The 23522-nt window shown below is 72.8% G+C and carries 24 protein-coding genes; 15 read left to right on the forward strand and 9 right to left on the reverse strand.

All coding sequences use genetic code 11. The features are described 5' to 3' along the window. Positions 1 to 138 precede the first annotated feature (138 nt). Both ACEZDG_RS06750 and ACEZDG_RS06755 read right to left on the reverse strand, forming a co-directional pair. Positions 139 to 1020 carry a DeoR/GlpR family DNA-binding transcription regulator gene (locus ACEZDG_RS06750; protein ID WP_380505414.1) on the reverse strand — a complete coding sequence of 294 codons (882 nt, stop codon included), beginning with the start codon at positions 1018 to 1020 and terminating at the stop codon, positions 139 to 141. A gap of 161 nt (positions 1021 to 1181) precedes the next feature. Further along, positions 1182 to 2645, reverse strand: coding sequence for an NAD(P)H-quinone dehydrogenase (locus ACEZDG_RS06755; RefSeq protein WP_380503891.1), 1464 nt, complete (start codon positions 2643 to 2645; stop codon positions 1182 to 1184). An 84-nt stretch (positions 2646 to 2729) separates the two neighbouring features. Here ACEZDG_RS06755 and ACEZDG_RS06760 point away from each other — a divergent pair, with 84 nt between their 5' ends. The 4 genes from ACEZDG_RS06760 to ACEZDG_RS06775 all read left to right on the forward strand — a co-directional run bounded on the left by ACEZDG_RS06760 (position 2730) and on the right by ACEZDG_RS06775 (position 6832). Further along, positions 2730 to 3167 carry a gamma-glutamylcyclotransferase gene (locus ACEZDG_RS06760; RefSeq protein ID WP_380503893.1) on the forward strand — a complete coding sequence of 146 codons (438 nt, stop codon included), beginning with the start codon at positions 2730 to 2732 and terminating at the stop codon, positions 3165 to 3167. Between the two features lie 124 nt (positions 3168 to 3291). Continuing rightward, positions 3292 to 4158 (forward strand): purine-nucleoside phosphorylase, encoded by an 867-nt coding sequence (locus tag ACEZDG_RS06765; protein ID WP_380503896.1) that lies wholly within the window; start codon positions 3292 to 3294, stop codon positions 4156 to 4158. A 104-nt stretch (positions 4159 to 4262) separates the two neighbouring features. Continuing rightward, complete coding sequence (locus ACEZDG_RS06770) at positions 4263 to 5975, forward strand: phospho-sugar mutase (protein WP_380503899.1); 1713 nt, start codon at positions 4263 to 4265, stop codon at positions 5973 to 5975. 50 nt (positions 5976 to 6025) lie between these two features. Next, positions 6026 to 6832, forward strand: coding sequence for a tyrosine-protein phosphatase (locus ACEZDG_RS06775; RefSeq protein WP_380503901.1), 807 nt, complete (start codon positions 6026 to 6028; stop codon positions 6830 to 6832). Positions 6833 to 6851: 19 nt separating this feature from the next. Here ACEZDG_RS06775 and ACEZDG_RS06780 read toward each other — a convergent pair whose 3' ends face one another. Then, entirely contained in the window at positions 6852 to 7706 is an 855-nt protein-coding gene (locus ACEZDG_RS06780) for a PH domain-containing protein (protein ID WP_380503904.1), read from the reverse strand. Between the two features lie 171 nt (positions 7707 to 7877). Here ACEZDG_RS06780 and deoC point away from each other — a divergent pair, with 171 nt between their 5' ends. The 5 genes from deoC (at position 7878) to ACEZDG_RS06805 (ending at position 12489) form a co-directional block, all read left to right on the forward strand. Further along, complete coding sequence (deoC, locus tag ACEZDG_RS06785; protein ID WP_380505417.1) at positions 7878 to 8855, forward strand: deoxyribose-phosphate aldolase; 978 nt, start codon at positions 7878 to 7880, stop codon at positions 8853 to 8855. A 29-nt stretch (positions 8856 to 8884) separates the two neighbouring features. Further along, entirely contained in the window at positions 8885 to 10351 is a 1467-nt protein-coding gene (locus tag ACEZDG_RS06790) for an aldehyde dehydrogenase family protein (RefSeq protein WP_380505420.1), read from the forward strand. After that, positions 10344 to 11240: an aldehyde dehydrogenase family protein gene (locus tag ACEZDG_RS06795; RefSeq protein ID WP_380503907.1), complete on the forward strand. Its 897-nt coding sequence runs from the start codon at positions 10344 to 10346 to the stop codon at positions 11238 to 11240. The genes ACEZDG_RS06790 and ACEZDG_RS06795 overlap by 8 nt, the downstream gene beginning before the upstream one ends. Positions 11241 to 11384: 144 nt before the next feature. Beyond that, positions 11385 to 11795: a DUF3052 domain-containing protein gene (locus ACEZDG_RS06800; protein ID WP_380503910.1), complete on the forward strand. Its 411-nt coding sequence runs from the start codon at positions 11385 to 11387 to the stop codon at positions 11793 to 11795. Between the two features lie 70 nt (positions 11796 to 11865). After that, positions 11866 to 12489 (forward strand): uridine kinase family protein, encoded by a 624-nt coding sequence (locus ACEZDG_RS06805; protein WP_380503913.1) that lies wholly within the window; start codon positions 11866 to 11868, stop codon positions 12487 to 12489. 271 nt (positions 12490 to 12760) lie between these two features. On the opposite strand, the gene ACEZDG_RS06810 is transcribed toward ACEZDG_RS06805, so the two are convergent. After that, entirely contained in the window at positions 12761 to 13591 is an 831-nt protein-coding gene (locus tag ACEZDG_RS06810) for a SigE family RNA polymerase sigma factor (protein WP_380503916.1), read from the reverse strand. 174 nt (positions 13592 to 13765) lie between these two features. Here ACEZDG_RS06810 and ACEZDG_RS06815 point away from each other — a divergent pair, with 174 nt between their 5' ends. From ACEZDG_RS06815 to ACEZDG_RS06835, 5 genes are all read left to right on the forward strand, one after another. Then, on the forward strand, positions 13766 to 14443 hold the full coding sequence (locus ACEZDG_RS06815) for a response regulator (protein ID WP_380503919.1): 678 nt from the start codon (positions 13766 to 13768) through the stop codon (positions 14441 to 14443). 93 nt (positions 14444 to 14536) lie between these two features. Continuing rightward, positions 14537 to 16117 (forward strand): ATP-binding protein, encoded by a 1581-nt coding sequence (locus tag ACEZDG_RS06820; protein ID WP_380505423.1) that lies wholly within the window; start codon positions 14537 to 14539, stop codon positions 16115 to 16117. Further along, positions 16114 to 16620, forward strand: coding sequence for a hypothetical protein (locus ACEZDG_RS06825; protein WP_380503922.1), 507 nt, complete (start codon positions 16114 to 16116; stop codon positions 16618 to 16620). Before ACEZDG_RS06820 ends, ACEZDG_RS06825 begins: the two co-directional genes overlap by 4 nt. A 63-nt stretch (positions 16621 to 16683) precedes the next feature. Continuing rightward, positions 16684 to 17241: a VanZ family protein gene (locus ACEZDG_RS06830; protein ID WP_380503925.1), complete on the forward strand. Its 558-nt coding sequence runs from the start codon at positions 16684 to 16686 to the stop codon at positions 17239 to 17241. 123 nt (positions 17242 to 17364) lie between these two features. Continuing rightward, positions 17365 to 17559: a PspC domain-containing protein gene (locus tag ACEZDG_RS06835; RefSeq protein ID WP_380503928.1), complete on the forward strand. Its 195-nt coding sequence runs from the start codon at positions 17365 to 17367 to the stop codon at positions 17557 to 17559. A gap of 83 nt (positions 17560 to 17642) precedes the next feature. Here the strand turns inward: ACEZDG_RS06835 and ACEZDG_RS06840 are convergent, their stop codons facing one another. The 3 genes from ACEZDG_RS06840 to ACEZDG_RS06850 form a co-directional block, all read right to left on the reverse strand. Then, positions 17643 to 18107 (reverse strand): hypothetical protein, encoded by a 465-nt coding sequence (locus ACEZDG_RS06840; RefSeq protein WP_380503931.1) that lies wholly within the window; start codon positions 18105 to 18107, stop codon positions 17643 to 17645. A gap of 122 nt (positions 18108 to 18229) precedes the next feature. Continuing rightward, entirely contained in the window at positions 18230 to 19345 is a 1116-nt protein-coding gene (locus ACEZDG_RS06845) for an adenosine deaminase (RefSeq protein ID WP_380503934.1), read from the reverse strand. Positions 19346 to 19401: 56 nt separating this feature from the next. Then, positions 19402 to 20337, reverse strand: coding sequence for a LysR family transcriptional regulator (locus ACEZDG_RS06850; protein WP_380503937.1), 936 nt, complete (start codon positions 20335 to 20337; stop codon positions 19402 to 19404). A gap of 119 nt (positions 20338 to 20456) precedes the next feature. Between ACEZDG_RS06850 and ACEZDG_RS06855 the strand changes: the two genes are divergently transcribed. Further along, positions 20457 to 21767, forward strand: a complete 1311-nt coding sequence (locus tag ACEZDG_RS06855) for an MFS transporter (protein WP_380503940.1) — start codon at positions 20457 to 20459, stop codon at positions 21765 to 21767. A 13-nt stretch (positions 21768 to 21780) separates the two neighbouring features. Here the strand turns inward: ACEZDG_RS06855 and ACEZDG_RS06860 are convergent, their stop codons facing one another. Both ACEZDG_RS06860 and ACEZDG_RS06865 read right to left on the reverse strand, forming a co-directional pair. After that, positions 21781 to 23061 (reverse strand): thymidine phosphorylase, encoded by a 1281-nt coding sequence (locus ACEZDG_RS06860; protein WP_380503943.1) that lies wholly within the window; start codon positions 23059 to 23061, stop codon positions 21781 to 21783. Positions 23062 to 23100: 39 nt separating this feature from the next. After that, positions 23101 to 23502 (reverse strand): cytidine deaminase, encoded by a 402-nt coding sequence (locus tag ACEZDG_RS06865; protein ID WP_380503946.1) that lies wholly within the window; start codon positions 23500 to 23502, stop codon positions 23101 to 23103. Positions 23503 to 23522: the final 20 nt, after the last annotated feature.

Consider the following 23522-nt stretch of genomic DNA (forward strand, 5'->3'; position numbering starts at 1 on the left):
GCACCTCGACTCTTGGCACCCGTTTCGCAGCAGGCCCCAGAGCGACCAACCCGACCCGGCCCGCCCCCGCTGCCATGCACCCACCCGCGCCGCAGGCAAACCCCAGGCCCGCACCAAGCCAAGCCCGCAGGCCAACCCTCAGCCCCGCGCCCCCGCCCCGCCCCGCGCCACCGGCAACCCCACCGGCGCCGGCCTCCGCTGCCCCGGAAACGCCAGCCCGGAGGACGACGCCGCCGCCCCCCCACCCAACGGCGGAGCCGAACTCGCCAACGGAACCACCGGCGCCACACACACCTGCACCCCCCGATCCGCCAACGCGTCCAACTCCCGCGACGCCAGCTCGGAGACCCCCGTCGGCTCATCCGTCACGAGACAGGCAATCCCCTCCGCCGCGACGGTCTGGAACATGGTGTCCGACCCCAGCTTCCCGTGGTCGGCCAGCACCACCACCTCCGCCGCCGCCGCGACCAACGCCCGGTCGACGCTCGCCGACAGCATGTTGGTCGTCGACAGCCCCCGCTCCGCGGTAAGACCGCTCCCCGAGATAAAGGCCCGAGTCACCCGCAGCCCCTGCAAGGACTGCTCCGCGCCGCTCCCCACCAGCGCATAGTTGGAGCCCCGCAACGTCCCCCCGGTCATCACCACCTCCACCCGGTTGGCATGCGCCAGCGCCTGAGCGACCAGCAGCGAGTTGGTGACCACGGTCAGCCCGGGGATCCGCGCCAACCGCCGCGCCAGCTCCTGGGTCGTGGTGCCCGCGCCGACCACGATCGCGTCGCCCTCGGCGACCATCGTGGCGGCCAGGTCGGCGATCGCGCTCTTCTCCGCCGCGGCGAGATGTGTTTTCTGCGGATATCCCGGCTCTCTGGAGAGACCGCCGGGGAGCACCGCTCCACCGTGTCTGCGGTCAAGGAGGCCCTCGGCCTCCAAGGCACGCACATCACGGCGGACGGTCACTTCGGAGGTCTGGACGACTCGGGCGAGCTCCCGGAGCGAAACCGCTCCGTTGGCGCGCACCATTTCGAGGATCAACTGGCGACGTTCTGCTGCGAACACGAAACAGACGGTAACGTGCATGACCATCTGCTTTCAGGCGTTTGCCCTTAGTAGTCGAAGTTGTCCACCACAGAACGGCGCGCACCCCTACAATGCGCGCCACCAACCACTACGTCACGCCCCCGTCACGCCCCCGCGCCGCCCTCCGCCCGCTTACGGATGTGCAACTGCCGTGCCGCCTCCGCGATCGACCCGGAGACCGACGGATAAACGGTGAACGCGCTGGCCACCTGTTCGACCGTCAGATTGTTGTCCACCGCCAGCGAGATCGGGTGGATCAGCTCGCTCGCTCGCGGCGCGACCACCACTCCACCGACCACGATCCCGGTCCCCGGACGGCAGAACAGCTTCACGAAGCCGTCCCTGATGCCCTGCATCTTCGCCCTCGGGTTGCCCCGCAGCGGCAGCTTCACGCAGACCGCGTCCATTTTCCCGCACTCGACGTCGGCCGCGCTGTAACCCACGGTGGCGATCTCCGGGTCGGTGAAGACATTGGACGCCACCGTCTTCAGGTTCAGCGGCTGCACCGCGTCGCCCAGCGCGTGGTACATCGCGATCCGGCCCTGCATCGCCGCGACCGACGCCAGCATGAAGACGCCGGTGCAGTCGCCGGCCGCGTAGACGCCCGGCGCGCTGGTCCGGGAGACCCGGTCCACCTTCACCTGGCCGCCCTCGGTCAGCTTCACCCCGGCGCCCTCCAGGCCCATCCCCGCGGTATTGGGGATCGAGCCGACCGCCACCAAACAGTGCGAGCCGGTGATCACCCGCCCGTCCGCCAGCGCCACCTCGACCTTGTCGCCGACCCGGCGAACCGACGCCGCACGCGACTGCGACATCACGTTCATGCCGCGCCGGCGGAACACGTCCTCCAGCACCGTCGCGGCGTCCGGGTCCTCCCCGGGCAGCACCCGGTCGCGGCTGGAGACCAGGGTCACCCGCGACCCCAGCGCCTGGTACGCGCCGGCGAACTCCGCCCCGGTGACGCCGGAGCCGACCACGATCAGCTCGTCCGGCAGCTCGTCCAGGTCGTACACCTGGGTCCAGTTGAGGATCCGCTCGCCGTCCGGCACCGCGTCCGGCAGCTCCCGCGGATGCGTCCCGGTGGCGATCAGCACGGCGTCGGCGCGCAGTTCCCGGGTCCCGCCGCCGTCGGCCTCGGCGAGGTCGACGACCACGCCGCGCGAGCCGTCCACGCCCTGGCCGCCCTCGGCGAGCCGGCCGAAGCCGCGCAGCAGGGTGACCCCGGCGCGGGTGACCGACTGGGTGATGTCGTGCGACTGGGCGACGGCGAGCCGCTTCACCCGTCGGTTGACCTTGCCCAGGTCGACGCCCACCACCCGGGTCCGCGCCATGTCCGCGCCGTCCGCGACGGTGATGCCCAGTTCCTCGTAGGAGCTGTCGAAGCTCGTCATCACCTCTGCCGTGGCGATCAGGGTCTTCGACGGCACACAGTCCGTCAGTACCGCCGCGCCGCCGAGGCCGTCGCTGTCCACGACGGTCACCTCCGCGCCGAGGTCGGCGGCGACGAGCGCCGCCTCGTATCCGCCAGGTCCGCCGCCGATGATCACTATCCGAGTCACATACGCCATTGTCCCGCACCTTGCCCCATGTACGACACCGGGCTCGACCGCCCGAGGCCCCCCGCCTGCTGCCTCTCCCGTACGCTGTGACGCATGTCGCTCTACGCCGCCTACGCCAGCAACCTCGACGCACGGCAGATGAGCCGCCGGGCCCCGGCCTCGCCACTGCGCTGCACCGGCTGGCTGGACGGCTGGCGGCTGACCTTCGGCGGGGAGCAGTTCGGCTGGGAGGGCTCGATCGCCACGGTGGTCGAGGACGAGAAGGACCAGGTCTTCGTGGGCCTGTACGACATCGCCCCCGGGGACGAGGCCGGCCTGGACCGCTGGGAGGGCCTGCCGCTCGGCTTCTACCGCAAGATCAAGGTCAGGGTGCACACCCTTGAGGGCGACCTCACCGCCTGGACCTACGTCCTGAACGACTACGAGGGCGGCCTGCCCTCGGCCCGCTACCTCGGCATCATCGCCGACGCCGCCGAATCGGCCGGCGCCCCGCACGACTACGTGATGGAACTCCGCAAGCGCCCCTGCTGAGCGGCGCCGGGCCCGCCTCGGGGCCCGGCATTTGGCGGACCATACAGTCCGCACCCGACCTCATGCCGGAAATGTCATCCGTTCGTTCTTCTACGCGCGTAGGGGGAACAGATATCCTCAAGGTGTGAACGCATCCCCTCAGCCGGTCGCCGCCGCTGACACCAGCAGCAGGACCGCCGACGAAACGCCCGCCGACCCGTACTCGCCGTACGCCGCCGCCAAGGAGGCCGCCGCCGCACTGCGCGACCTGACGGGTGTGGAGAACCACGACGTCGCACTGGTCATGGGCTCCGGCTGGGTCCCCGCCGCCGACGAGCTCGGCACGCCCGAGCACGAGTTCCCGATCACCGCGCTCCCCGGCTTCCCGCCGCCCTCCGTGGCCGGCCACTCCGGCATGGTCCGCTCGATCACCATCGGCGGCACCCGCGCCCTGGTGTTCCTCGGCCGCACCCACTTCTACGAGGGCCACGGCGTCGCCGCCGTCGCCCACGGCGTCCGCACCGCCGTCGCCGCGGGCTGCCGCACGGTCGTACTGACCAACGGCTGCGGCGGGCTCCGCGAGGGGATGGCCCCGGGCCAGCCGGTGCTGATCAGTGATCACATCAACCTGACCGCGGCCTCGCCGATCGTCGGCGCGAACTTCGTGGACCTCACCGACCTCTACTCCTCCCGCCTGCGCACGCTCTGCCGGGAGATCGACCCGAGCCTGGAGGAGGGCGTCTACGTCCAGTTCCCCGGCCCGCACTACGAGACCCCGGCCGAGATCGCCATGGTCCGCGCCATCGGCGGCGACCTGGTCGGCATGTCCACCACGCTGGAGGCCATCGCCGCCCGCGAGGCCGGCGCCGAGGTGCTCGGCCTGTCCCTGGTCACCAACCTGGCCGCGGGCATCACCGGCGAGCCGCTGAACCACGCCGAGGTGCTGGAGGCCGGACGCACCTCCGCCGCCCGGATGGGCGCGCTGCTGGCCAAGGTCCTCGAACGGATCTGAGCGGCGCCGCCCGGCCCCGCCCCACCCATGGCATCCGCCGCTCCTCCGTGGCGGGTGCCATGCTCGTTGTACGGACCCGCACCAGAAAGAGAACGGACGACGCGATGAAGCCCACCGCCGCCACCGACCTGCTGACCCGGGCCCGTACCTGGCTCGCCGAGGACCCCGACCCGGACACCCGCGCCGAGCTGACCGGCCTGCTCGCCTCGGTCGAGGGCGACGCCTCCGAGGAGCACGCGCGGGCCTGGTCGGAGCTGTCCGCGCGGTTCTCCGGGACGCTGCAGTTCGGCACCGCCGGGCTCCGCGGCGAGATGGGCGCGGGCCCGATGCGGATGAACCGCGCCGTGGTCATCCGCGCCGCCGCCGGCCTCGCCGCGTACCTGAGGCGGGACGCCGAGCACGGCCTGGTGGTCATCGGCTACGACGCCCGGCACAAGTCCTACGACTTCGCCCGGGACACCGCCGCGGTGATGGTCGCCGCGGGCCTGAACGCCGCGCTGCTGCCGGGGCCGCTGCCCACCCCGGTGCTGGCCTTCGCGGTGCGGCACCTGGACGCGGCGGCCGGGGTGATGGTCACCGCCAGCCACAACCCGCCCCGCGACAACGGCTACAAGGTCTACCTCGGCGGCGAGTTGGAGGGTTCGCAGATCGTCCCGCCGCACGACGCGGGCATCGCCGACCGGATCGCCGCCATCGGCTCGTTGGACCAGGTCCCGCTGGCCGAGGGCGGCTGGGAGGTGCTGTCCGAGGCCGAGATCCTGGAGCCCTACCTGGCCCGCGCCGCCGCGGTGGTCGACCCGCACGCGCCGCGCGACCTGTCCGTGGTCTACACCCCGCTGCACGGCGTCGGCCGGGACACCCTGCTCGCCGCGTTCAAGCGCGCGGGCTTCCCCACCCCGAGCACCGTCGTCGAGCAGGGCGAACCCGACCCCGACTTCCCCACCGTCGGCTTCCCCAACCCGGAGGAGCCGGGGGCGATGGACCTGGCCTTCCGTACTGCGGCGGCCCTCGGCCCGGACCTGGTCATCGCCAACGACCCCGACGCCGACCGGCTCGCGGTCGCGGTCGCCGACCCCGGCGCGGCCAACGGCACCGGCTGGCGGATGCTGAGCGGGGACGAGGTCGGCGCGCTGCTCGCCGCCCACCTGGTGGCCAAGCGGGCCGCCGGGACCTTCGCCACCACCATCGTCTCCTCCTCACTGCTCTCCCGGATCGCCGAGACCGCCGGACTCCGCTACGCCGAGACGCTGACCGGCTTCAAGTGGATCTCCCGCGCCGAGGACCTGCGCTACGGCTACGAAGAGGCCCTCGGCTACTGCGTCGACCCGGACGCCGTCCGCGACAAGGACGGCATCAGCGCCGCGCTCACCGTCGCCGAGCTGGCAGCGGACCTCAAGCAGTCCGGGCGCACCCTCGGCGACCTGCTGGACGACCTGGCGCTGACCCACGGCCTGCACGCCACCGACCAGCTCTCGGTCCGGGTGGCCGACCTGCGGCTGATCGGCGAGGCCATGGCCCGGCTGCGCGAGCACCCGCCGACCGCCCTGGCCGGACTGCGGGTCGACTCGGCCGAGGACCTGGAGCAGGGCGGCGCCGGCCTGCCGCCCACGGACGGGCTGCGCTACCGGCTCAGCGGGCCCTCGGTCGGGTCGGCGCGGGTGGTGGTCCGCCCGTCCGGGACCGAGCCCAAGCTGAAGTGCTACCTGGAGGTCGTCGTCCCGGTGGCCTCCGGCGACGTGCTCGCGGACGCCCGCGCGACCGCCGCCGGGGTGCTGGCCGCGCTGAAGCGGGACCTCGCCGCGGCCGGCGGATTCTGACCCCGGCGGGCAACTGACGGACTGTCGGTGGCCGGACCTAGGCTGAGGCCATGGAGACGACGGAACCCCGCCCCGCCCCCGGTACCGACAGGCTGATCCACATCCCCGGCGTCCGCAACCTCCGCGACGCCGGGGGCTTCGCCACGGCCGACGGCGGGAGCATCGGCCTCGGCCTGCTCTACCGCTCGGCCTCGCTGCACGAACTCAGCCCGGACGGCGCGGCCCGGCTCGCCGCGCTCGGGCTGCGCACCGTCGTCGACCTGCGCAGCGCGGAGGAGGCGGTGTACTGGCCCAACCAGCGGCACGGGCTGGACTTCGAACTGGTCTCGCTGCCGACCCTGCCGCCGTTCGACCCCGCGGCGGCGGCGATGACGGAGGCTGCCGCGCCCACCGGCAACCCCGACACCGCCGCCGACACCCCCGCGGGCGAGGGCGACGGAATGGAGGACATGTACTCCTTCATGGCCGACACGGCTGGACCGCCGATCGTCGCCTGCATCCGTCGGCTGATCGCCCCCGGCGCGCTCCCGGCCCTGGTCCACTGCGCTGTCGGCAAGGACAGGACCGGCGTCACCATCGCCGTCATCCTGTCCGCCCTGGGCGTGGACACCGCCGACATCGCCGCCGACTACGCCCTGTCCAACACCGGGCTCGGGCTGCTCGACGGCCCCGTCTACTACCTCGACGAACACGGCACCGAACGCCGCTCCCGCCCGGTCCGCGGGGCGCTGCTCGCGCTGTTCCTGGACCGGGTCCTCGGCCGTCACCGCACCACGGCCGGGTTCCTGCAGCACCACGGCCTCAGCACCGCCGAACTCGACCGCCTGCGCGACCAACTGGTGCGGGCCAGACCCTGAGGGCCCAGACCCTGAGGACTCAGCCGAGGGCGGCCAGCAGGGCGATGGCCACCACGCCGGCGAGCACCGGGGCGATGACCCACCAGGTCCAGACGACCGTGACGGTTCCGACCGCGCTCGGGCGGCCCTCCGCCCGGGCTCCGAGCTCGCGCAGCTCCTCGACCGCGCGGTCGGCCCAGGCCAGCGGCACCTCCGTGCTCGCCGGGGCGCCGAAGCCGTCGCCGCTGCTCGCCGTGGCCCGTGCTCGGCCGCGCAGCACACCGGGGCCGCCGACCGGGAACCTGGAGGTCGGACCGGAGCCGCCGAGGCCGGTACGGCTGCGCCGGCCTTCCAGCACGGCCGCGTCGCCCCTGGCCATCATCGACCGCCGGCCGGCCCGCTTGCGCTGGCGCAGCGACACCGGGATCGCCCAGACCTGGTACTTCCGGCCGCCCGCGCGCAGTTCCACCGAGAGCGCCGCCTGGATGGACTCGACCTCGCTCCAGGGCGCGGTGATGGTCCGGAACGGGTTGCGCACAAAGAGCTGGTCCCGGTCGGCCCGTACCACGGGCCAGAGGGTGAAGGCGGCGAACAGCGGGAGCAGCAGCACCAGCGACGCCAGCCCGTACCAGGGGGTCTGTCCGTGCCCGCGGACGATCGCGTCGATGCAGAGCCACAGCGTCAGCGCGGTCAGCAGCCCTCCGGCGACCAGGCCGGGGACGGAGCGGTAGCTGCGGTCGGCGAAGTCGGAATCAGTCGGCTCCGCGGTGTCGCCCGGCTCCGCGGTGTCGCTCGGCTCAGCGGTTTCGTTCGGCTCTGCCGTCGCACCCGGCTCAGGGGTCTCCTGGCTCAAGGTGTCGGGGTCTGACGTGCTCTGGCCCTGGGGGTCGCTCATAATGACCGATTCTGCCTCAGCCGACCGCCCGGATCAGGAGCGGGCCTGGTTGCGGTATGGCATCAGCTGCGCATATCACTACAAAAGTGCCAACCAGTCACCCTCGACAAAAGTCACACCCCATCGGCGCTGACGAAACGCTACGCGTGTAGATATGCTCATCTGGTGAGCATGCCCACCACTTCCCCAGCCGCCACCGCCGCCGGACTGACCGAGGTCGCCTCGTCGGAGGCGACCCTGCGCCGCTTCCTGCACGGGCTGCCCGGCATCGACGCCGTCGGCCTGCAGTCGCGTGCCGCGTCCCTCGGCACCAGGTCCATCAAGACCACCGCCAAGGCCTACGCCATCGACCTGGCCATCTCCATGATCGACCTGACCACGCTGGAGGGGGCCGACACCCCCGGCAAGGTCCGCTCGCTCTGCGCCAAGGCGATGCGCCCCGATCCCAGCGACCCGACGGCGCCCCGCGTCGCCGCGGTCTGCGTCTACCCCGACATGGTCCGCACCGCCCGCGCCGCCGTCGGCGGCAGCGGGGTGCAGGTGGCGTCCGTCGCCACCGCGTTCCCGTCCGGGCGCGCCGGACTGCCGGTGAAGCTCGCCGACACCGCTGAGGCGGTCGCCGCCGGGGCCGACGAGATCGACATGGTGATCGACCGGGGCGCCTTCCTGTCCGGCCGCTACCTGGAGGTCTTCGAGACCATCAAGGCGGTGAAGGGCGCCTGCGTCCGCCCGGACGGCAGCGCGGCGCACCTCAAGGTGATCTTCGAGACCGGCGAGCTGCAGACCTACGACAACGTCCGCCGGGCGTCCTGGCTGGCGATGATCGCCGGGGCCGACTTCATCAAGACCTCCACCGGCAAGGTCGCCGTGAACGCGACCCCGCCGGTGACCATGGTGCTGCTGGAGGCGGTCCGCGACTACCGCGCCGCGACCGGGGTGCAGGTGGGAGTGAAGCCCGCCGGGGGTATCCGTACCACCAAGGACGCCATGAAGTACCTGGTGATGGTGAACGAGGTGCTCGGCGACGACTGGCTGTCCCCGGACTGGTTCCGCTTCGGCGCCTCCAGCCTGCTCAACGACCTGCTGATGCAGCGTCAGAAGCTGACCACCGGCCGGTACTCCGGTCCTGACTATGTGACGGTGGACTAGCCGTGGCGAAGAAGAAGCCCAACGAGACCGTGGCCGCGGCGGCGACCGCCACCCACGGCCGCAAGCTGTTCGAGTACGCCCCCGCACCCGAGTCCCGGGCCGCCGCGGGCGAGATCGCCAGCTCCTACGGCCACTACATCGGCGGCGAGTTCGTCGAGAGCACCGGCACCGAGGCGCTGAAGACGGTGGACCCGTCCACCGAGCAGGTCCTCGCCGAGGTCGCCCAGGGCACGCCGGAGGACGTCGACCGCGCGGTGAAGGCCGCCCGCGACGCCTTCCCGGCCTGGTCGGCGCTACCCGGCGTCGAGCGCGGCAAGTACCTGTTCCGGATCGCCCGGATCATCCAGGAGCGGTCGCGCGAGCTGGCCGTGCTGGAGTCGATCGACAACGGCAAGCCGATCCGGGAGACCCGCGACGTCGACCTGCCGCTGGTCGCCGCGCACTTCTTCTACTACGCGGGCTGGGCCGACAAACTGGAGTTCGCGGGCTACGGCCCGGATCCGCGCCCGGTCGGCGTGGCCGCTCAGGTCATCCCGTGGAACTTCCCGCTGCTGATGCTGGCCTGGAAGATCGCCCCGGCGCTGGCCACCGGCAACACCGTGGTGCTGAAGCCCGCCGAGACCACCCCGCTCACCGCCCTGCGCTTCGCGGAGATCTGCCGCCAGGCCGGGCTGCCCAAGGGCGTCGTCAACATCGTCACCGGCGACGGCCGCACCGGCGCCGCGCTGACGGGCCACCCGGGCATCGACAAGGTCGCCTTCACCGGCTCCACCGAGGTCGGCCGGGCCATCGCCCGCACCCTGGCCGGCAGCCGCACCCGGCTGTCGCTGGAACTCGGCGGCAAGGCCGCCAACATCGTCTTCGACGACGCCCCGGTCGACCAGGCCGTCGAGGGCATCGTGGACGGCATCTTCTTCAACCAGGGCCATGTCTGCTGCGCGGGCTCCCGGCTGCTGGTCCAGGAGTCGGTGCACGACGAGGTGATGGACGCGCTGAAGCGGCGGATGGAGACGCTGCGGCTCGGCGACCCGCTGGACAAGAACACCGACATCGGCGCGATCAACTCGGCCGAGCAGCTGGCCCGGATCCGGGAGCTGACCGAGGCCGGCGAGGCCGAGGGCGCCGAGCGCTGGGCCCCCGCCTGCGAGCTGCCGAGCTCCGGCTACTGGTTCCCGCCGACCGTCTTCACCGGCGTCAGCGCCACCCACCGGGTGGCCCGTGAGGAGATCTTCGGCCCGGTGCTCTCGGTGCTGACCTTCCGCACCCCGGAGGAGGCCGTCGCCAAGGCCAACAACACCCCGTACGGGCTCTCGGCCGGCATCTGGACCGAGAAGGGGTCCCGGATCCTCTGGATGGCCTCGCAGCTCAGGGCCGGTGTGGTGTGGTCCAACACCTTCAACAAGTTCGACCCGACCTCGCCCTTCGGCGGCTACAAGGAGTCGGGCTACGGCCGCGAGGGCGGTCGCCACGGCCTGGAGGCCTACCTCGATGTCTGACACTGAGACCCGTATCGACGTCTACAAGACCTACAAGCTTTTCGTGGGCGGGAAGTTCCCCCGTTCCGAGAGCGGACGGGTGTACGAGGTGACCGACCTCAAGACCGGCGACTGGCTCGCCAACGCCCCGCAGGGCACCCGCAAGGACACCCGCGACGCGGTCTCCGCCGCGCGCAAGGCGGTCGGCGGCTGGGCCGGCGCCACCGCGTACAACCGCGGCCAGATCCTCTACCGCGCGGCGGAGATGCTGCAGGGCCGCCGCGAGCAGTTCGCCGCCGAGGTCGCGGTGAGCGAGGGCGTCGGCGCGCGGAAGGCCGCGGCGCTGGTGGACGCGGCGATCGACCGCTGGGTCTGGTACGCGGGCTGGACCGACAAGGTGGCGCAGATCGCGGGCGCGGCCAACCCGGTCGCGGGCCCGTACTTCAACCTCTCCACACCCGAGCCCACCGGTGTGGTCGGCATCGTCGCGCCGCAGTCGGGGAACGGCTTCTCGCTGCTCGGACTGGTGTCGGTGATCGCCCCGGTGATCGCCACCGGCAACACCGCGGTGGTCGCCCTGGCGACCGCGGCGCCGCTCCCCGGCCTGTCCCTGGGCGAGGTGCTGGCCACCTCCGACCTCCCCGGAGGAGTGGTCAATCTGCTCTCCGGACGCACCGAGGACATCGCCCCAACCCTGGCCTCGCACCAGGACGTCAACGCCCTCGACCTCTCCGGGGTGAATTCTCCGGAAGGCCCCGGCTCGGCGCGAGCTCTGGAAGTGCTCGCAGCGGATACCCTTAAGCGTGTAAGGCGGCCCGACATCAGCAATGACTGGACGGCTGCTCCGGGTACCGACCGACTCCTGGCCTTCCTGGAGACCAAGACGGTGTGGCACCCGATGGGCATCTGACCCCCGGGTCGGATCCCTCCACAAGCCGGGCGGCCCGCCCCACCCCCCCTGGGCCCGGTCGCCCGTTGAGAACGGGCACGCGCTCCTCCCCCCCGAGTGCGTGCCCGTTCGCTTTGCCCGGCGCCGGTCGGCCAGGATGGACGCATGAGCGATCAGGGCTACTCGGGCACGCCACTCGCGAAGAAGCTGCGGATCAAGCCGGGCCACCGGGTGGCCCTGCTGCACCCGCCGCAGGACTGGACCGTCGCCGCGATCCCCGGCCTGCCGGACGGCGTCGAGCCGGGCACCGGGGTCGCCGACGCGGACGTCACCGTCGCCTTCTTCCGCACCGCCGCGGAACTCCGGGCCGAGGCCGCGGGGCTGGCGGCGGCGCTGCCGTCGGCCGGCTGCCTCTGGATCGCCTGGCCCCGCCGCGCCGCCGGACACCGCAGTGACCTCACCGACACCCTGCTGCGCGAACTGCTGCTGCCGACCGGCGTGGTGGACGTCAAAGTGGCCGCCCTCGGCGAGGACTGGTCCGGCCTGGCCTTCGTCCACCGGCTCGCCAACCGTTGAGACCTGACGGGGGCGGGGTACTCGGCAGCAGCCTGATGCGTCAGACTTGGGACCTGTGAGCAGCCAATCCGTGAACAGTCCCGGTCCGGTCCGCGTCGTCCTGCTGTGCGGGCCCTCGGGGTCGGGGAAGTCGACGTTGGCGGAGCGGACCGGGCTGCCGGTGCTGCAGCTCGACGACTTCTACAAGGACGGGGACGACCCGACCATCCCCCCGCTGCCCGACGGCGCCGGCCCCGACTGGGACCACCCCGGGTCGTGGCACCAGGAGGACGCGATGGCGGCGATCCGGGCGCTGTGCACGGAGGGCCGCGCCGAGATACCGGTGTACTCGATCCCCGACAACGGCCGGATCGGCTCGCACACCCTGCGGCTGGAAGGTGCCCGGGCGTTCGTCGCCGAGGGGATCTTCGCCGCCGAGATCGTCCGCCGCTGCGAGGCCGAAGGGCTGCTGGGCGAGGCGGTCTGCCTGCGCAACAGTCCGGTCACCACCGCCTGGCGCCGGTTCCGCCGGGATGTGCGGGAGCGCCGCAAGTCCGTCCCCTACCTGCTGCACCGGGGCTGGCGGCTGATGCGCGCCGAGCGCGGGATCGTCGCCCGGCAGGTCGCCCAGGGCGCGTTCGCCTGCGGCGGCAGCACGGCGCTGGTCCGGATCGCCGCGGTGACGGCGGCCCCGGCCCCGGCCTACGCGGGCTGAGCGCCGACCCCGACTCGAGCCGGAACGCACGGAACGGGCAGTGGCCTCCTCCCCCCGGAGGTGCCCTGCCCGTTCCGTTCCCCGCTGCCGCGGGCCTTCCCGGCTCCCCCGAGCCGGGCCCCCGCCCGCGACGCCCCCGTTCCCCCCGTTTCCCCCCTGTCCCCCGTTCCCCCTGGTGTGCTGCCGGGAGTGCGGGCCCCATGATCCCCCCGGACCACGCGGCTCCCCGGTCTTCCCTCGGCGAGAAGAGTCGTGCCTGGTCAGCTCATGCTCAAGCGACCAGCTCGCCGAAAGCCTCACTCGCGTCGCCGTCGCGCGACGCCAGGATCTCGTCGTCCCGCAGTCGGCGCAGTGCGCGCCAGATGCTGCTCTTCACGGTGCCGACGCTGATGTTGAGCACGTCGGCGATCTCCGGGTCGGTGCGGCCCTCGTAGTAGCGGAGCACCAGCATGGTGCGCTGGGTCTCCGGGAGCTTGGCCAGCGCCTGCCAGAGCACCGCGCGCAGCTCGGTGCCGCCCATGGCGTCGATGTCGCCGACGGTCTCCGGCATCTCCTCGGTCGGGTACTCGTTGACCTTGCGGCGACGCCAGGCGGAGATGTGCAGATTGGTCATGGTGCGGCGCATGTAACCGCCGACCGCGGCCTTGTCGGTGATCCGGTCCCAGGCCCGGTAGGTGCTGAAGAGCGCGCTCTGCAGCAGGTCCTCGGCGGCGAAGCGGTCACCGGTGAGGTGGTAGGCGGTGGCGTACAGGGAGGCGCGGCGCTCCCGGACGTAGGCCGAGAACTCCTCCTCACTGCTGAGCGAGGTCTCCCCCGCCGCGCTTTCCGGTACGCCGACCGCCGCCACCGCGGCCTGCTGGCCGCTCTCCCCCGTGCCCCCCGTGCCCGTCCCCCCGGGCAGCTCGCGGACGGTGGTGCCGCGCACCACGCCGCGAAGCGTGAGTGTGACGGTCGTGGAACCGTCGTGCGCCCCGCCGCGTCCGACACCGTGAAGCGTCTGGAGCGAAGTCGTCCGGTGCGGTGCGCTGTGTGTGGCGTTGCCGTGCACAGGGCGCGCAGCGCGAAGTGCCGCGGCGCTCCGGGCCTCGATGACTGCGTTCATGCTGCGCTCCCTGGTGGATGTTGGTTCTGTTGCGCCGGAGTCCCCCGACTTCGACAAGCAAAAGCTTCTCTCGCCGTCGTCATGGCCGTGTCCGCCGACTGTCACAGGCCTGTCACAGAGGCCGGGCGGGGGTAGGGCTCGATCAAATACGCCCGATGGGCAAGAATGGCTGCCGTGTCACATCTGCTGCTCATCGAGGACGACGACGCCATCCGCACGGGCCTTGAGCTCGCGCTGACCAGGCAGGGCCATCAGGTATCGGCCGCCGCCTCGGGCGAGGACGGCCTGAAGCTGTTCAAGGAGAAGCGTCCGGACCTGATCGTCCTGGACGTGATGCTTCCCGGCATCGACGGGTTCGAGGTCTGCCGCCGGATCCGCCGCACCGACCAGCTGCCGATCATCCTGCTGACCGCGCGCAGCGACGACATCGACGTGGTGGTCGGCCTGGAGTCGGGCGCGGACGACTACGTGGTGAAGCCGGTGCAGCCGCGGGTGCTGGACGCCCGGATCAGGGCGGTGCTGCGGCGCGGCGAGCGGGACAGCTCGGACTCCTCCGCGTACGGGGACGTGGTGATCGACCGCAGCGCGATGACGGTCACCAAGGCCGGCGTGGACCTGCAGCTGACGCCCACCGAGCTGCGGCTGCTGCTGGAGCTGAGCCAGCGCCCGGGCCAGGCGCTGTCCCGGCAGCAGTTGCTGCGGCTGGTCTGGGAGCACGACTACCTGGGCGACTCCCGGCTGGTGGACGCCTGTGTGCAGCGGCTGCGGGCGAAGGTCGAGGACGTACCGTCCGAGCCGACGCTGATCCGCACCGTGCGAGGCGTGGGCTACCGGTTGGACCCGCCGCAGTAGGCTGCCCCGCGACCATGAGGCTCGGCCCGCCGAGCCACCCCGGCCCCAGGCAGCGAAGGCACCGTGACCGAACAACCCGAGGCTCCGGCCTCCCTGCCCCCTACCCGCAGCGGGAGTTGGCTGGCGCGCTGCCTCCGGCTGACCTCGCTGCGGATACGGCTGATCGCCGTGTTCGCGCTGGTCGCGCTGGCCGCGGCGGTGTCCGCCTCCGGGATCGCGTACTGGCTGAACCGGGACGCGGTGCTGAAGCGCACCCAGGACAACGCGCTGTCGGACTTCCGCGGCCAGGTCAGCCGTGCCGTCACCGACCTGCCGCTGCAGCCGAACTGCGACCAACTGGGGCGGGCGGCCGAGATCGTGGCCCACTCGGGGCTGCAGTACAGCGTGGTGATGGTGGACGACGGCTGCTCGGTCTCCAGCGATCCGGGCCTCACCCAGGCGCTGATCCCGACCCGGCTGCAGACCTCGGTGACCACCCCCTGCGCGCTCTGCACCAGCCAGCCGAACCAATACCACCTGTTCTGGCAGCGGATCACCGTGGCCGGCACCCCGTACCTGGTCGGCGGCAGCGAGGTGGCCCCGGCCGGGCCCACCGCGTACATGTTCAAATCGCTGGACGGCGAACGCCGGGACATGGACTCGCTGGCCTGGTCGCTGGGCATCGCCACGCTGCTGGCGCTGGTGGGTTCGGCGCTGCTGGCCCAGGCCGCGGCCTCGACCGTGCTCCGTCCGGTGGCCCGACTGGGCGAGGCCGCACGGCAGTTGGGGGCCGGGCGGCTGGACACCAGGCTGGAGGTGAGCGGCGCGGCCGAGCTCGCCGAGCTGTCCGCGACCTTCAACCGGACCGCGGAGTCGCTGCAGGCGCAGGTCGAGGAGCTGAGCGCGCGCGAGCACGCCAGCCGCCGCTTCGTCGCCGACATGTCGCACGAGCTGCGCACCCCGCTGACCGCGATGACCGCGGTGACCGACATCCTGGAGGACGAGGCCGACACCCTCGACCCGATGATCGCCCCGGCGGTCCGACTGGTCGTCAGCGAGACCCGCCGGCTCACCGAGCTGGTGGAGAACCTGATGGAGGTCACCCGCTTCGACGCCGGCACGGCCAAGCTGGTGCTGGACGAGATCGACGTCTCCGACCTGCTGACCTCCTGCATCGACACCCGGGCCTGGCTGGACGCGGTGGAACTGGACGCGCCGCGCGGCATCGTCGCCAGGATCGACCCGCGCCGGGTGGACGTGATCCTGGCCAACCTGATCGGCAACGCGCTGAAGCACGGCGGCTCACCCGTCAAGGTCAGCGCCCGGGTGGAGCAGGACGAGCTGGTGGTCCGGGTCGCCGACGGCGGGCCCGGCATCCCGGAGGACGTGCTGCCGCATGTCTTCGACCGCTTCTTCAAGGCGGACGCCGCCCGGCGCCGGTCCGAGGGCAGCGGGCTCGGGCTCTCCATCGCCATGGAGAACGCCCGGATCCACGGTGGGACCATCAGTGCCGGGAACGGAGCGGGCGGAGGCGCCGTGTTCACCATGCGGCTGCCGATGACCCCCTCGGTCGCGGCGGGTCATCCGCTCGCGGCGGACGGCGGCCCCAGCGGCGGCGGCACCGGGAGCACCGGCCAGGGCGGGAACAGCACCGGAAACAGCGGGAACGGCACCGTGAAGGGCGACAGCGCGTGAAGCAGCACAGCAGCAGCACCAGCCCGCCCCCGCCCCGCAGCCGCGGCAGCGTCCGCCGTCCGGCGCCGGGCGCCCCGGTCCGCAGGATCGGCGTGCTGGCCGCCCTCGGCGCGGTCGCCGCGGTCCTCACCGTGCTGCTCAGCGGCTGCGGCATCCGGGACACCGCGCTGCCGGTCGACGCGGGTGTCGCGGCGTCACGCACCGCCTGCCCGCCCGCGCCCGACGCGACCCTGAGCAAGCTGGAGAGCGACGCCAGCATCCTGCCGACCCGTCCGGTCCTGGCGGAGCCGGTGCCCTCGGTCCTCAGCAAGCGCTCGGCCGAGGCGCTGGCCTCGGCCCTGCGGGCCAAGGAGGCCGCGGGACAGGCGCCCGGCGCCGCGGCGGCAGCGCCGTCCGCGCCGGCCGCCCCGGCCACTCCGACCGCGACCGCGACGGCGACCACCGCCGACGGCACACTGAGCTGTCTGCACACCACGAACCCCTCGGCCACCGGTTCACCCTGACGGAGCGGAACCGAGACCCCCACCACGCGCGTCCTCCCCGGCGTGCAGCGAGGAGACACCGGCGTGCGAACCGGTATCGACCAGCGATCCCCCGAGGGCGACCGTGCCGTCTCCGACGACCGGTCGACGGTGCACCGGGGCGCGCGGCGGCTCGGCCTGCTGCTGCTCGCGGTCCACCTGGGGCTGGTGCTCTGGACCGCCTTCCAGCCGGTGTCCGCGGCCTGGATGGCGGACACCAACCTGACCCCGTTCGCGACGGTCCGCACCGAACTGATGGCCGGGACCCAGCACGCCTATCTGGAACTGCTCCGCGGCCTGCTGCTGCTGGCCCCGCTGGGGCTGCTGCTGCCGCTCGCGGGCGGCCGGGCCGGCTCGCCCACCCTGCCGTCCTTCCTGCGCACGGTCTTCGCCGGGATGCTGCTGGCGACCGGGCTCGAAGTGCTGCAGTCCTCGCTGACCAGCCATCTGCTCAATGTGGACGATGTGCTGCTGGCGGCCGTCGGGATCGCGGCGGCCCACCTCGCCGTCGTCCCGGCCTTCCGCGCGGCGCTGCGCCGCCGGGACCGCGGCGGCGGCTCAGGGACGACCCTGAGAGCAGCCCTGACAGCCCGTCCTTCCTGAGCGGGGGTCCGGCCGGGGCCGGGATCGTCGAGCGGGAGGACGTTTCCGGGCCGTCGTCGCGGGAGGCTTGAAGCATCCCGACGGAGCACCGCCGCAGACGACGCAGACACCCAGGAGTCAGAGATGAACGCCACCGCCACCACCCTCGCCCGTCCCCGCAGCAACCGCATGATCGGCGGGGTCTGCGCCGGAATCGCCAAGCGCTTCGGGCTGGCGCCCAGCACGGTACGGGTGCTGGCCGTCGTGTCCTGTCTGCTCCCCGGCCCGCAGTTCCTGATCTACCTGGCGCTCTGGCTGGTGCTCCCGCAGGAGCCCTGAACCACAGGAGCCCTGAACCGAGAAGACCGGGCCCCGCCACCGCTGACGATGCGGTGGCGGGGCCCGGTCGTTGGTTCAGCGGACTAGCCGAGCGGCGCGGCGTGCACCGGCAGGCCGGAGGTGACCTGGCTCAGGCCGTCCGCCTGGCCCAGCACCGGGAGGCTGTTGCCCTGGCCCAGCTGGCCGACCACCGGCAGCCCGCCGCTCAGCCCGCCCGGCAGGGCCCGGGTGCTGCCCGCCGGGACGCTGCGCACCTTCGGGGTGGCCGAGTCGACCAGGCCCTGGGCGGTGCCGGTCACCGCGTGCACGCTGCCGGTCTGCGAGCCCAGCACCTGCTGGGTGTCCGCCACCGGGCCGGCCGCCAGCCCGGCCAGGTCACCGGTCGGCAGACCGCTGCTGGGCGCCGCGCTGATCGGCGTCGCCCCGGCGGGAAGCCCGTTGGCCAGCGCACCGCCGAGCCCGTCCGCCGCCGCCGGGGTGACGGCCGCCGCAGCGAGCGCGACACCGAGCACAGCGGTTCCGGCGGCCTGACGCATTGCCTTCTTCATGAGCTGCTTCCTCGTGTCCTCGGGGGGTGGAACGGGGCGTAGTGACTACGCCGCGTGTCCGACTGGCGGCCCAACGTATCCACGAGGTGCGACCGCGCCCAAATCTCCGTCCCCCGGTCGGGCTAACCGGCCGCCAGCTCGGCGTAGCCGGGCTTGATCACCTCGTTGATCAGCGCCAGCCGCTGGTCGAACGGGATGAAGGCCGACTTCATCGCGTTGATGGTGAACCAGCGGAGGTCGTCCAGGGTGTAGCCGAAGGCGTCGGCCAGATGGCCGAACTCGCGGCTCAGGCTGGTGCCGGACATCAGCCGGTTGTCGGTGTTGACGGTCACCCGGAACTGGAGCCGGCGCAGCAGCCCGATCGGGTGCTCGGCGTAGGAGACGGCGGCGCCGGTCTGCAGGTTGGAGGTCGGGCACAGCTCCAGCGGGATCCGCTTGTCGCGCACGTACTCCGCCAGCCGGCCGAGCTTGACGCCGCCGTCCGCGGCGACTGAGATGTCGTCGATGATGCGCACGCCGTGGCCGAGCCGGTCCGCGCCGCAGCACTGCAGCGCCTCCCAGATGGACGGCAGGCCGAAGGCCTCGCCCGCGTGGATGGTGAAGTGGTTGTTCTCCCGCTTGAGGTAGTCGAAGGCGTCCAGGTGCCGGGTCGGCGGGTGGCCGGCCTCGGCGCCGGCGATGTCGAAGCCGACCACGCCCAGGTCGCGGTAGCGGTTGGCCAGTTCGGCGATCTCCCGGGAGCGGGCGGCGTGCCGCATCGCGGTGAGCAGCGTCCCGATCCTGATCGACTGCCCCTTGGCGGCGGCGCGGGCCTCGCCGAGCCGGAAGCCCTCGTTGACCGCCTGCACCACCTGGTCCAGGGTCAGCTCGCGTTCGAGGTGCTGCTCGGGCGCGTAGCGGACCTCGGCGTAGACGATGCCGTCGGCGGCGAGGTCCTCGGCGCAGTCGGCGGCGACCCGGACCAGGCCCTCCCTGGTCTGCATCACGGCGCAGGTGTGCGCGAAGGTCTCCAGGTAGCGGACCAGCGAACCGGAGTCGGCGGCCTCGCGGAACCACTCCCCGAGGGCGGCCGGGTCCGTGGTCGGCAGGCCGTCGTAGCCGACCTGGGCGGCGAGGTCGACGATCGTCTCGGGGCGGAGGCCGCCGTCGAGGTGGTCGTGCAGCAGCACCTTGGGTGCGCGGCGGATGACCTCGGCGGTCAGCGGTACGGATGTGAGGGGGGTGAGGGTGCTCTCCATTGGCCAACAATAGCGCCTACGCGCGTAGATCGCAGCGTTCTTTCGCCCGCACCGGGTCAGCTGTGCAGCGGGAGCTGCCCCCGCACCGAGAGGACGTAGGCCCGGAACGCCTCCGCCGGAGGCGTCAGCGGACGGCCGGTCACCCAGGTCAGCGCGATCTCCCGGCGGGCGCCTGGCGAGGACAGCTGCAGCTCGGCCACATCCGGGCGGGCCACCGTGGCCGGGGGCAGCACCGCCACCCCGAGCCCGGCCGCGACCAGGCCGCGCAGGGTCTCCGACTCCTCCCCCTCGAAGGAGATCCGGGGTGTGAAACCGGCCTCCGCGCACAGCGCGTCGGTGATCCGACGCAGCCCGTACCCGGGTTCCAGGGTGACGAAGGCGTCCTCGGCCACTTCGCGCAGCCGGACCCGCTGGCGTCCGGCCAGACGGTGGTCGACCGGGACCACCAGCCGCAGCCGCTGCTCGCCGAGCCGACGCGCCGTCAGCTCCGGCCCGTCCGGGCGCGGCGACACCAGGCAGAGGTCCAACTCACCCTCGCGCAGCCGCTGCAGCATCGAATCGGTGTAGTCCTGCACCAGCTGGAAGCGCACCCCGGGATGGTCCGCGCGGAAGCCGCGCAGCAGCATCGGCACCGCCTCCGAGCCCATGGTGTGCAGAAAGCCGAAGGCCACCCGCCCGCCGGTCGGATCGGCCTCGGCCCTGGCCGCCTCGGCCCCGCGCTCCAGCTCGGACAGCCCCCGCTCCACCGCCGCCAGGAAGATCCGCCCGGCCCGGGTCAGCCGCACGGTACGGCCCTCGCGGGCGAGCAGCGCCACCCCCAGCTCCTGTTCCAGCCGGGCCACCGCGCGGCTCAGCGTCGGCTGCGGCATCCCCAGCTCCACCGCCGCCCGGGTCACATGCTCCAGCCGGGCCACCGCGGCGAACTGCGCCAGCAGCGGCGCCAGCAGCACGGCCGGAGCGTCGGGAGACAGCTCGGCGACGGCCGCCGGCATGTCTTCTGCGTCACGCGGCTGTTTCGCGCCGTCGGCTGACCTCTGTTCATACGCCACAGCATCAATCATCCCTGTTCCATGCATTGGACGCATCAGAACCGCCATCCTAGTTTTGCGGTATGCCGCCTGCTACTAGCGGGGCATTCGACGACCAGCCGTCGAGTGCCCTCACCTCGCCGATCCGTTCCTCCGCCGCCGCCGGCTCCGCTGCTGAAGACCTGCGGCACCTGCCCGGCAGCCGGGGCCTGCGCCGCACCCAGCTCGCACTGTTCGGCGCCGGTCTCGCGACCTTCCTGCTGCTCTACTCCACCCAGGCGCTGCTGCCCGCGCTCTCCGCGAGCCTGCGGCTGACACCGGCTCAGGCCAGCCTCACCGTCTCGGCCGCGGCCATCGGCCTGGCCCTCGCGGTGATCCCGGTCAGCGCCCTCTCCGAGCGCTACGGGCGCACCGCGGTGATGACCGCCTCGGTCTTCACCGCCGCCGCGATCGGGCTGGTCCTGCCGTTCGCGCCCGACCTCACCACGCTGACCGTGCTGCGGGCGCTGCAGGGGGTCGCTCTGGCCGGGCTCCCGGCCACGGCCATGGCCTACCTGGCCGAGGAGGTCCACCCGACGGCGCTGGCCTCGGCCATGGGCCTCTACGTCGCGGGCAACAGCATCGGCGGCATGAGCGGGCGGCTGGTGTCCGGCGTGGTGGCCGGCTCGTACGGCTGGCGCTGGGGCCTGGCGTCGGTCGCCGTGCTGTCGCTGCTCTGCGCGATCGGCTTCCGGCTGCTGATCCCCCGCGCCCGGCACTTCCGTCCCGGGCCGATCAACCCGGCGGCGCTGCTGCGCACCGTCACCTCGCACCTGCGCAACCCGCTGCTGGGACGGCTGTTCGCGCTCGGGCTGCTGTTCATGACGGTCTTCGGCGCGGTCTACACGGTGATGGGCTACCGGCTGGTGGCACTGCCGTTCGGGCTCTCCCAGGGGCTGGCCAGCTCGATCTTCGCGGTCTACCTGGTCGGCACCTTCGCCTCCGCCGCGTCGGCCCGGGTGACCGGACGGTTCGGCCGCCGCGGCACCCTCTACCTGGCGGTCGGCACCACCTCGACGGGCCTGCTGCTCACCCTGCCCGACTCACTGCCGCTGGCGCTGCTCGGGCTGGTGCTGATCACGGCCGGCTTCTTCACCGGCCACTGCGTGGCCTCCGCGTCGGTCGGCCGCACCGCCACCCACGGCCGCGCCCAGGCGTCCGCGCTGTACCTGGCCGCCTACTACCTCGGCAACAGCCTGGGCGGCACCCTCGGCGCCGACGCCTACCACAGCGACGGCTGGACCGGCACCGTCCTGGTCGCCCTCGCCGCCATGGCCCTCGCCTGCGCCGTCACCCTCTACGGCACCGTCCACGCCCGCCTCACCACCCCACACGCGGTCGCCGCGGCCCGTTAGCCCCCGTCCGGGGTCAGCTGATGCGGTCGAGGATGATCGGGGCCGGCTGGTGGGCGGTGCCGGGCGGGGCGATGGTGATGCCGGTGGCGAGGGCTTCGAGGGCGTAGTCGAAGCGCTCGGGGGTGTCGGTGTGCAGGGTCAGCAGCGGCTGGCCCGCGGTGACCGCGGCGCCGGGCTTGGCGTGGAGTTCGACGCCCGCGCCGGCCTGGACCGGGTCCTCCTTGCGGGCGCGGCCGGCGCCCAGCCGCCAGGCGGCCACGCCGACGGCGTAGGCGTCCAGCTCGGTGAGGACGCCGGAGGCGGTGGCGGTGAGGACGTGCTGCTCGCGGGCGACCGGGAGTGGGGCGTCCACGTCGCCGCCCTGGGCGGAGATCATGCGGCGCCAGTGGTCCATCGCGGAGCCGTCCTTGAGGGCGGTCTCGGGGTCTTTGCCGCCGACCACGCCGGCCGCGGCGAGCATCTCCCGGGCCAGCGCGAGGGTCAGCTCGACCACGTCGGCCGGGCCGCCGCCGGCCAGCACCTCGACCGACTCGCGGACCTCCAGTGCGTTGCCGGCGGTGAGGCCCAGCGGGGTGGACATCCCGGTGAGCAGCGCGACCGTGTTGACCCCTGCCGCCTTGCCCAGGCCGACCATGGTGCGGGCCAACTCCCGGGCGTCGTCCAGGTTCTTCATGAAGGCGCCGGTGCCGACCTTGACGTCGAGCACCAGCGCGCCGGTGCCCTCGGCGATCTTCTTGGACATGATCGAGGAGGCGATCAGCGGGATCGCCTCCACCGTGCCGGTGACGTCGCGCAGCGCGTAGAGCTTCTTGTCGGCGGGGGCCAGGCCGTCGCCCGCCGCGCAGATCACCGCTCCGGCGTCGCGCAGCACCTGCATCATCTCGTCGTTGGAGAGCGAGGCGCGCCAGCCGGGGATGGACTCCAGCTTGTCCAGGGTGCCGCCGGTGTGGCCGAGGCCGCGGCCGGAGAGCTGGGGCACGGCGGCGCCGCAGGCGGCGACCAGCGGGGCCAGCGGCAGGGTGATCTTGTCGCCGACGCCGCCGGTGGAGTGCTTGTCGGAGGTCGGCAGCGGCAGCGAGGAGAAGTCCATCCGGATCCCGGAGCGGATCATCGCGTCGGTCCAGCGGCTGATCTCGCGCAGGTTCATCCCGTTCAGCAGGATCGCCATGGCGAGCGCGGACATCTGCTCGTCGGCGACCTCGCCCCTGGTGTAGGCGTCGATCACCCAGTCGATCTGAGTGTCGGTCAGCTCGGCGCGGTCGCGCTTGGCGCGGATGACGGAGATGGCGTCCATCGGAAGTCCTCTTCAGAGCGAGTGCAGAAGAAAAAGCGGTCAGAGCTGGTCGGGGCCGAAGGCGTCGGGCAGCAGCTCGGCCAGCGGGCGGATCCCGGAGACCGACTCCACCAGCAGTTCCGCGCCGCCGTGCTCCCAGAGCAGCTGACGGCAGCGCCCGCAGGGCATCAGCACCGCGCCGGAGCCGTCGCAGCAGGTGAACGCGACCAGCCGGCCGCCGCCGGAGGCATGCAGCGCCGAGACCAGCCCGCACTCGGCGCACAGGCCGAGCCCGTACGAGGCGTTCTCGACGTTGCAGCCGCTGACGATCCGTCCGTCCTCGACCAGGGCCGCCGCGCCGACAGGGAAGCCCGAGTACGGCGCGTAGGCGCGGGACATCGCCTCCTGCGCGGCCAGCCGCAGCTTGTCCCAGTCGACGGCGGTGGGGTCACTAGCGGTCATCAGCAGCGCTCCTAGCGAGT

Source organism: Streptacidiphilus alkalitolerans (assembly GCF_042511045.1).
GTDB classification, from domain to species: Bacteria; Actinomycetota; Actinomycetes; order Streptomycetales; family Streptomycetaceae; genus Streptacidiphilus; species Streptacidiphilus alkalitolerans.

Coding starts and splice junctions, on each gene's coding strand:
- ACEZDG_RS06835 (WP_380503928.1), top strand. CDS start 17,365: ATGAACGCCACCGCCACCACCCTCGCCCGTCCCCGCAGCAACCGCATG.
- ACEZDG_RS06770 (WP_380503899.1), top strand. CDS start 4,263: ATGAAGCCCACCGCCGCCACCGACCTGCTGACCCGGGCCCGTACCTGG.
- ACEZDG_RS06800 (WP_380503910.1), top strand. CDS start 11,385: ATGAGCGATCAGGGCTACTCGGGCACGCCACTCGCGAAGAAGCTGCGG.
- ACEZDG_RS06840 (WP_380503931.1), bottom strand. CDS start 18,107: ATGAAGAAGGCAATGCGTCAGGCCGCCGGAACCGCTGTGCTCGGTGTC.
- ACEZDG_RS06865 (WP_380503946.1), bottom strand. CDS start 23,502: ATGACCGCTAGTGACCCCACCGCCGTCGACTGGGACAAGCTGCGGCTG.
- ACEZDG_RS06855 (WP_380503940.1), top strand. CDS start 20,457: ATGCCGCCTGCTACTAGCGGGGCATTCGACGACCAGCCGTCGAGTGCC.
- ACEZDG_RS06845 (WP_380503934.1), bottom strand. CDS start 19,345: ATGGAGAGCACCCTCACCCCCCTCACATCCGTACCGCTGACCGCCGAG.
- ACEZDG_RS06810 (WP_380503916.1), bottom strand. CDS start 13,591: ATGAACGCAGTCATCGAGGCCCGGAGCGCCGCGGCACTTCGCGCTGCG.
- ACEZDG_RS06780 (WP_380503904.1), bottom strand. CDS start 7,706: ATGAGCGACCCCCAGGGCCAGAGCACGTCAGACCCCGACACCTTGAGC.
- ACEZDG_RS06860 (WP_380503943.1), bottom strand. CDS start 23,061: ATGGACGCCATCTCCGTCATCCGCGCCAAGCGCGACCGCGCCGAGCTG.
- ACEZDG_RS06750 (WP_380505414.1), bottom strand. CDS start 1,020: ATGGTGCGCGCCAACGGAGCGGTTTCGCTCCGGGAGCTCGCCCGAGTC.
- ACEZDG_RS06795 (WP_380503907.1), top strand. CDS start 10,344: ATGTCTGACACTGAGACCCGTATCGACGTCTACAAGACCTACAAGCTT.
- deoC (WP_380505417.1), top strand. CDS start 7,878: ATGCCCACCACTTCCCCAGCCGCCACCGCCGCCGGACTGACCGAGGTC.
- ACEZDG_RS06760 (WP_380503893.1), top strand. CDS start 2,730: ATGTCGCTCTACGCCGCCTACGCCAGCAACCTCGACGCACGGCAGATG.
- ACEZDG_RS06850 (WP_380503937.1), bottom strand. CDS start 20,337: ATGCCGGCGGCCGTCGCCGAGCTGTCTCCCGACGCTCCGGCCGTGCTG.
- ACEZDG_RS06755 (WP_380503891.1), bottom strand. CDS start 2,645: ATGGCGTATGTGACTCGGATAGTGATCATCGGCGGCGGACCTGGCGGA.
- ACEZDG_RS06775 (WP_380503901.1), top strand. CDS start 6,026: ATGGAGACGACGGAACCCCGCCCCGCCCCCGGTACCGACAGGCTGATC.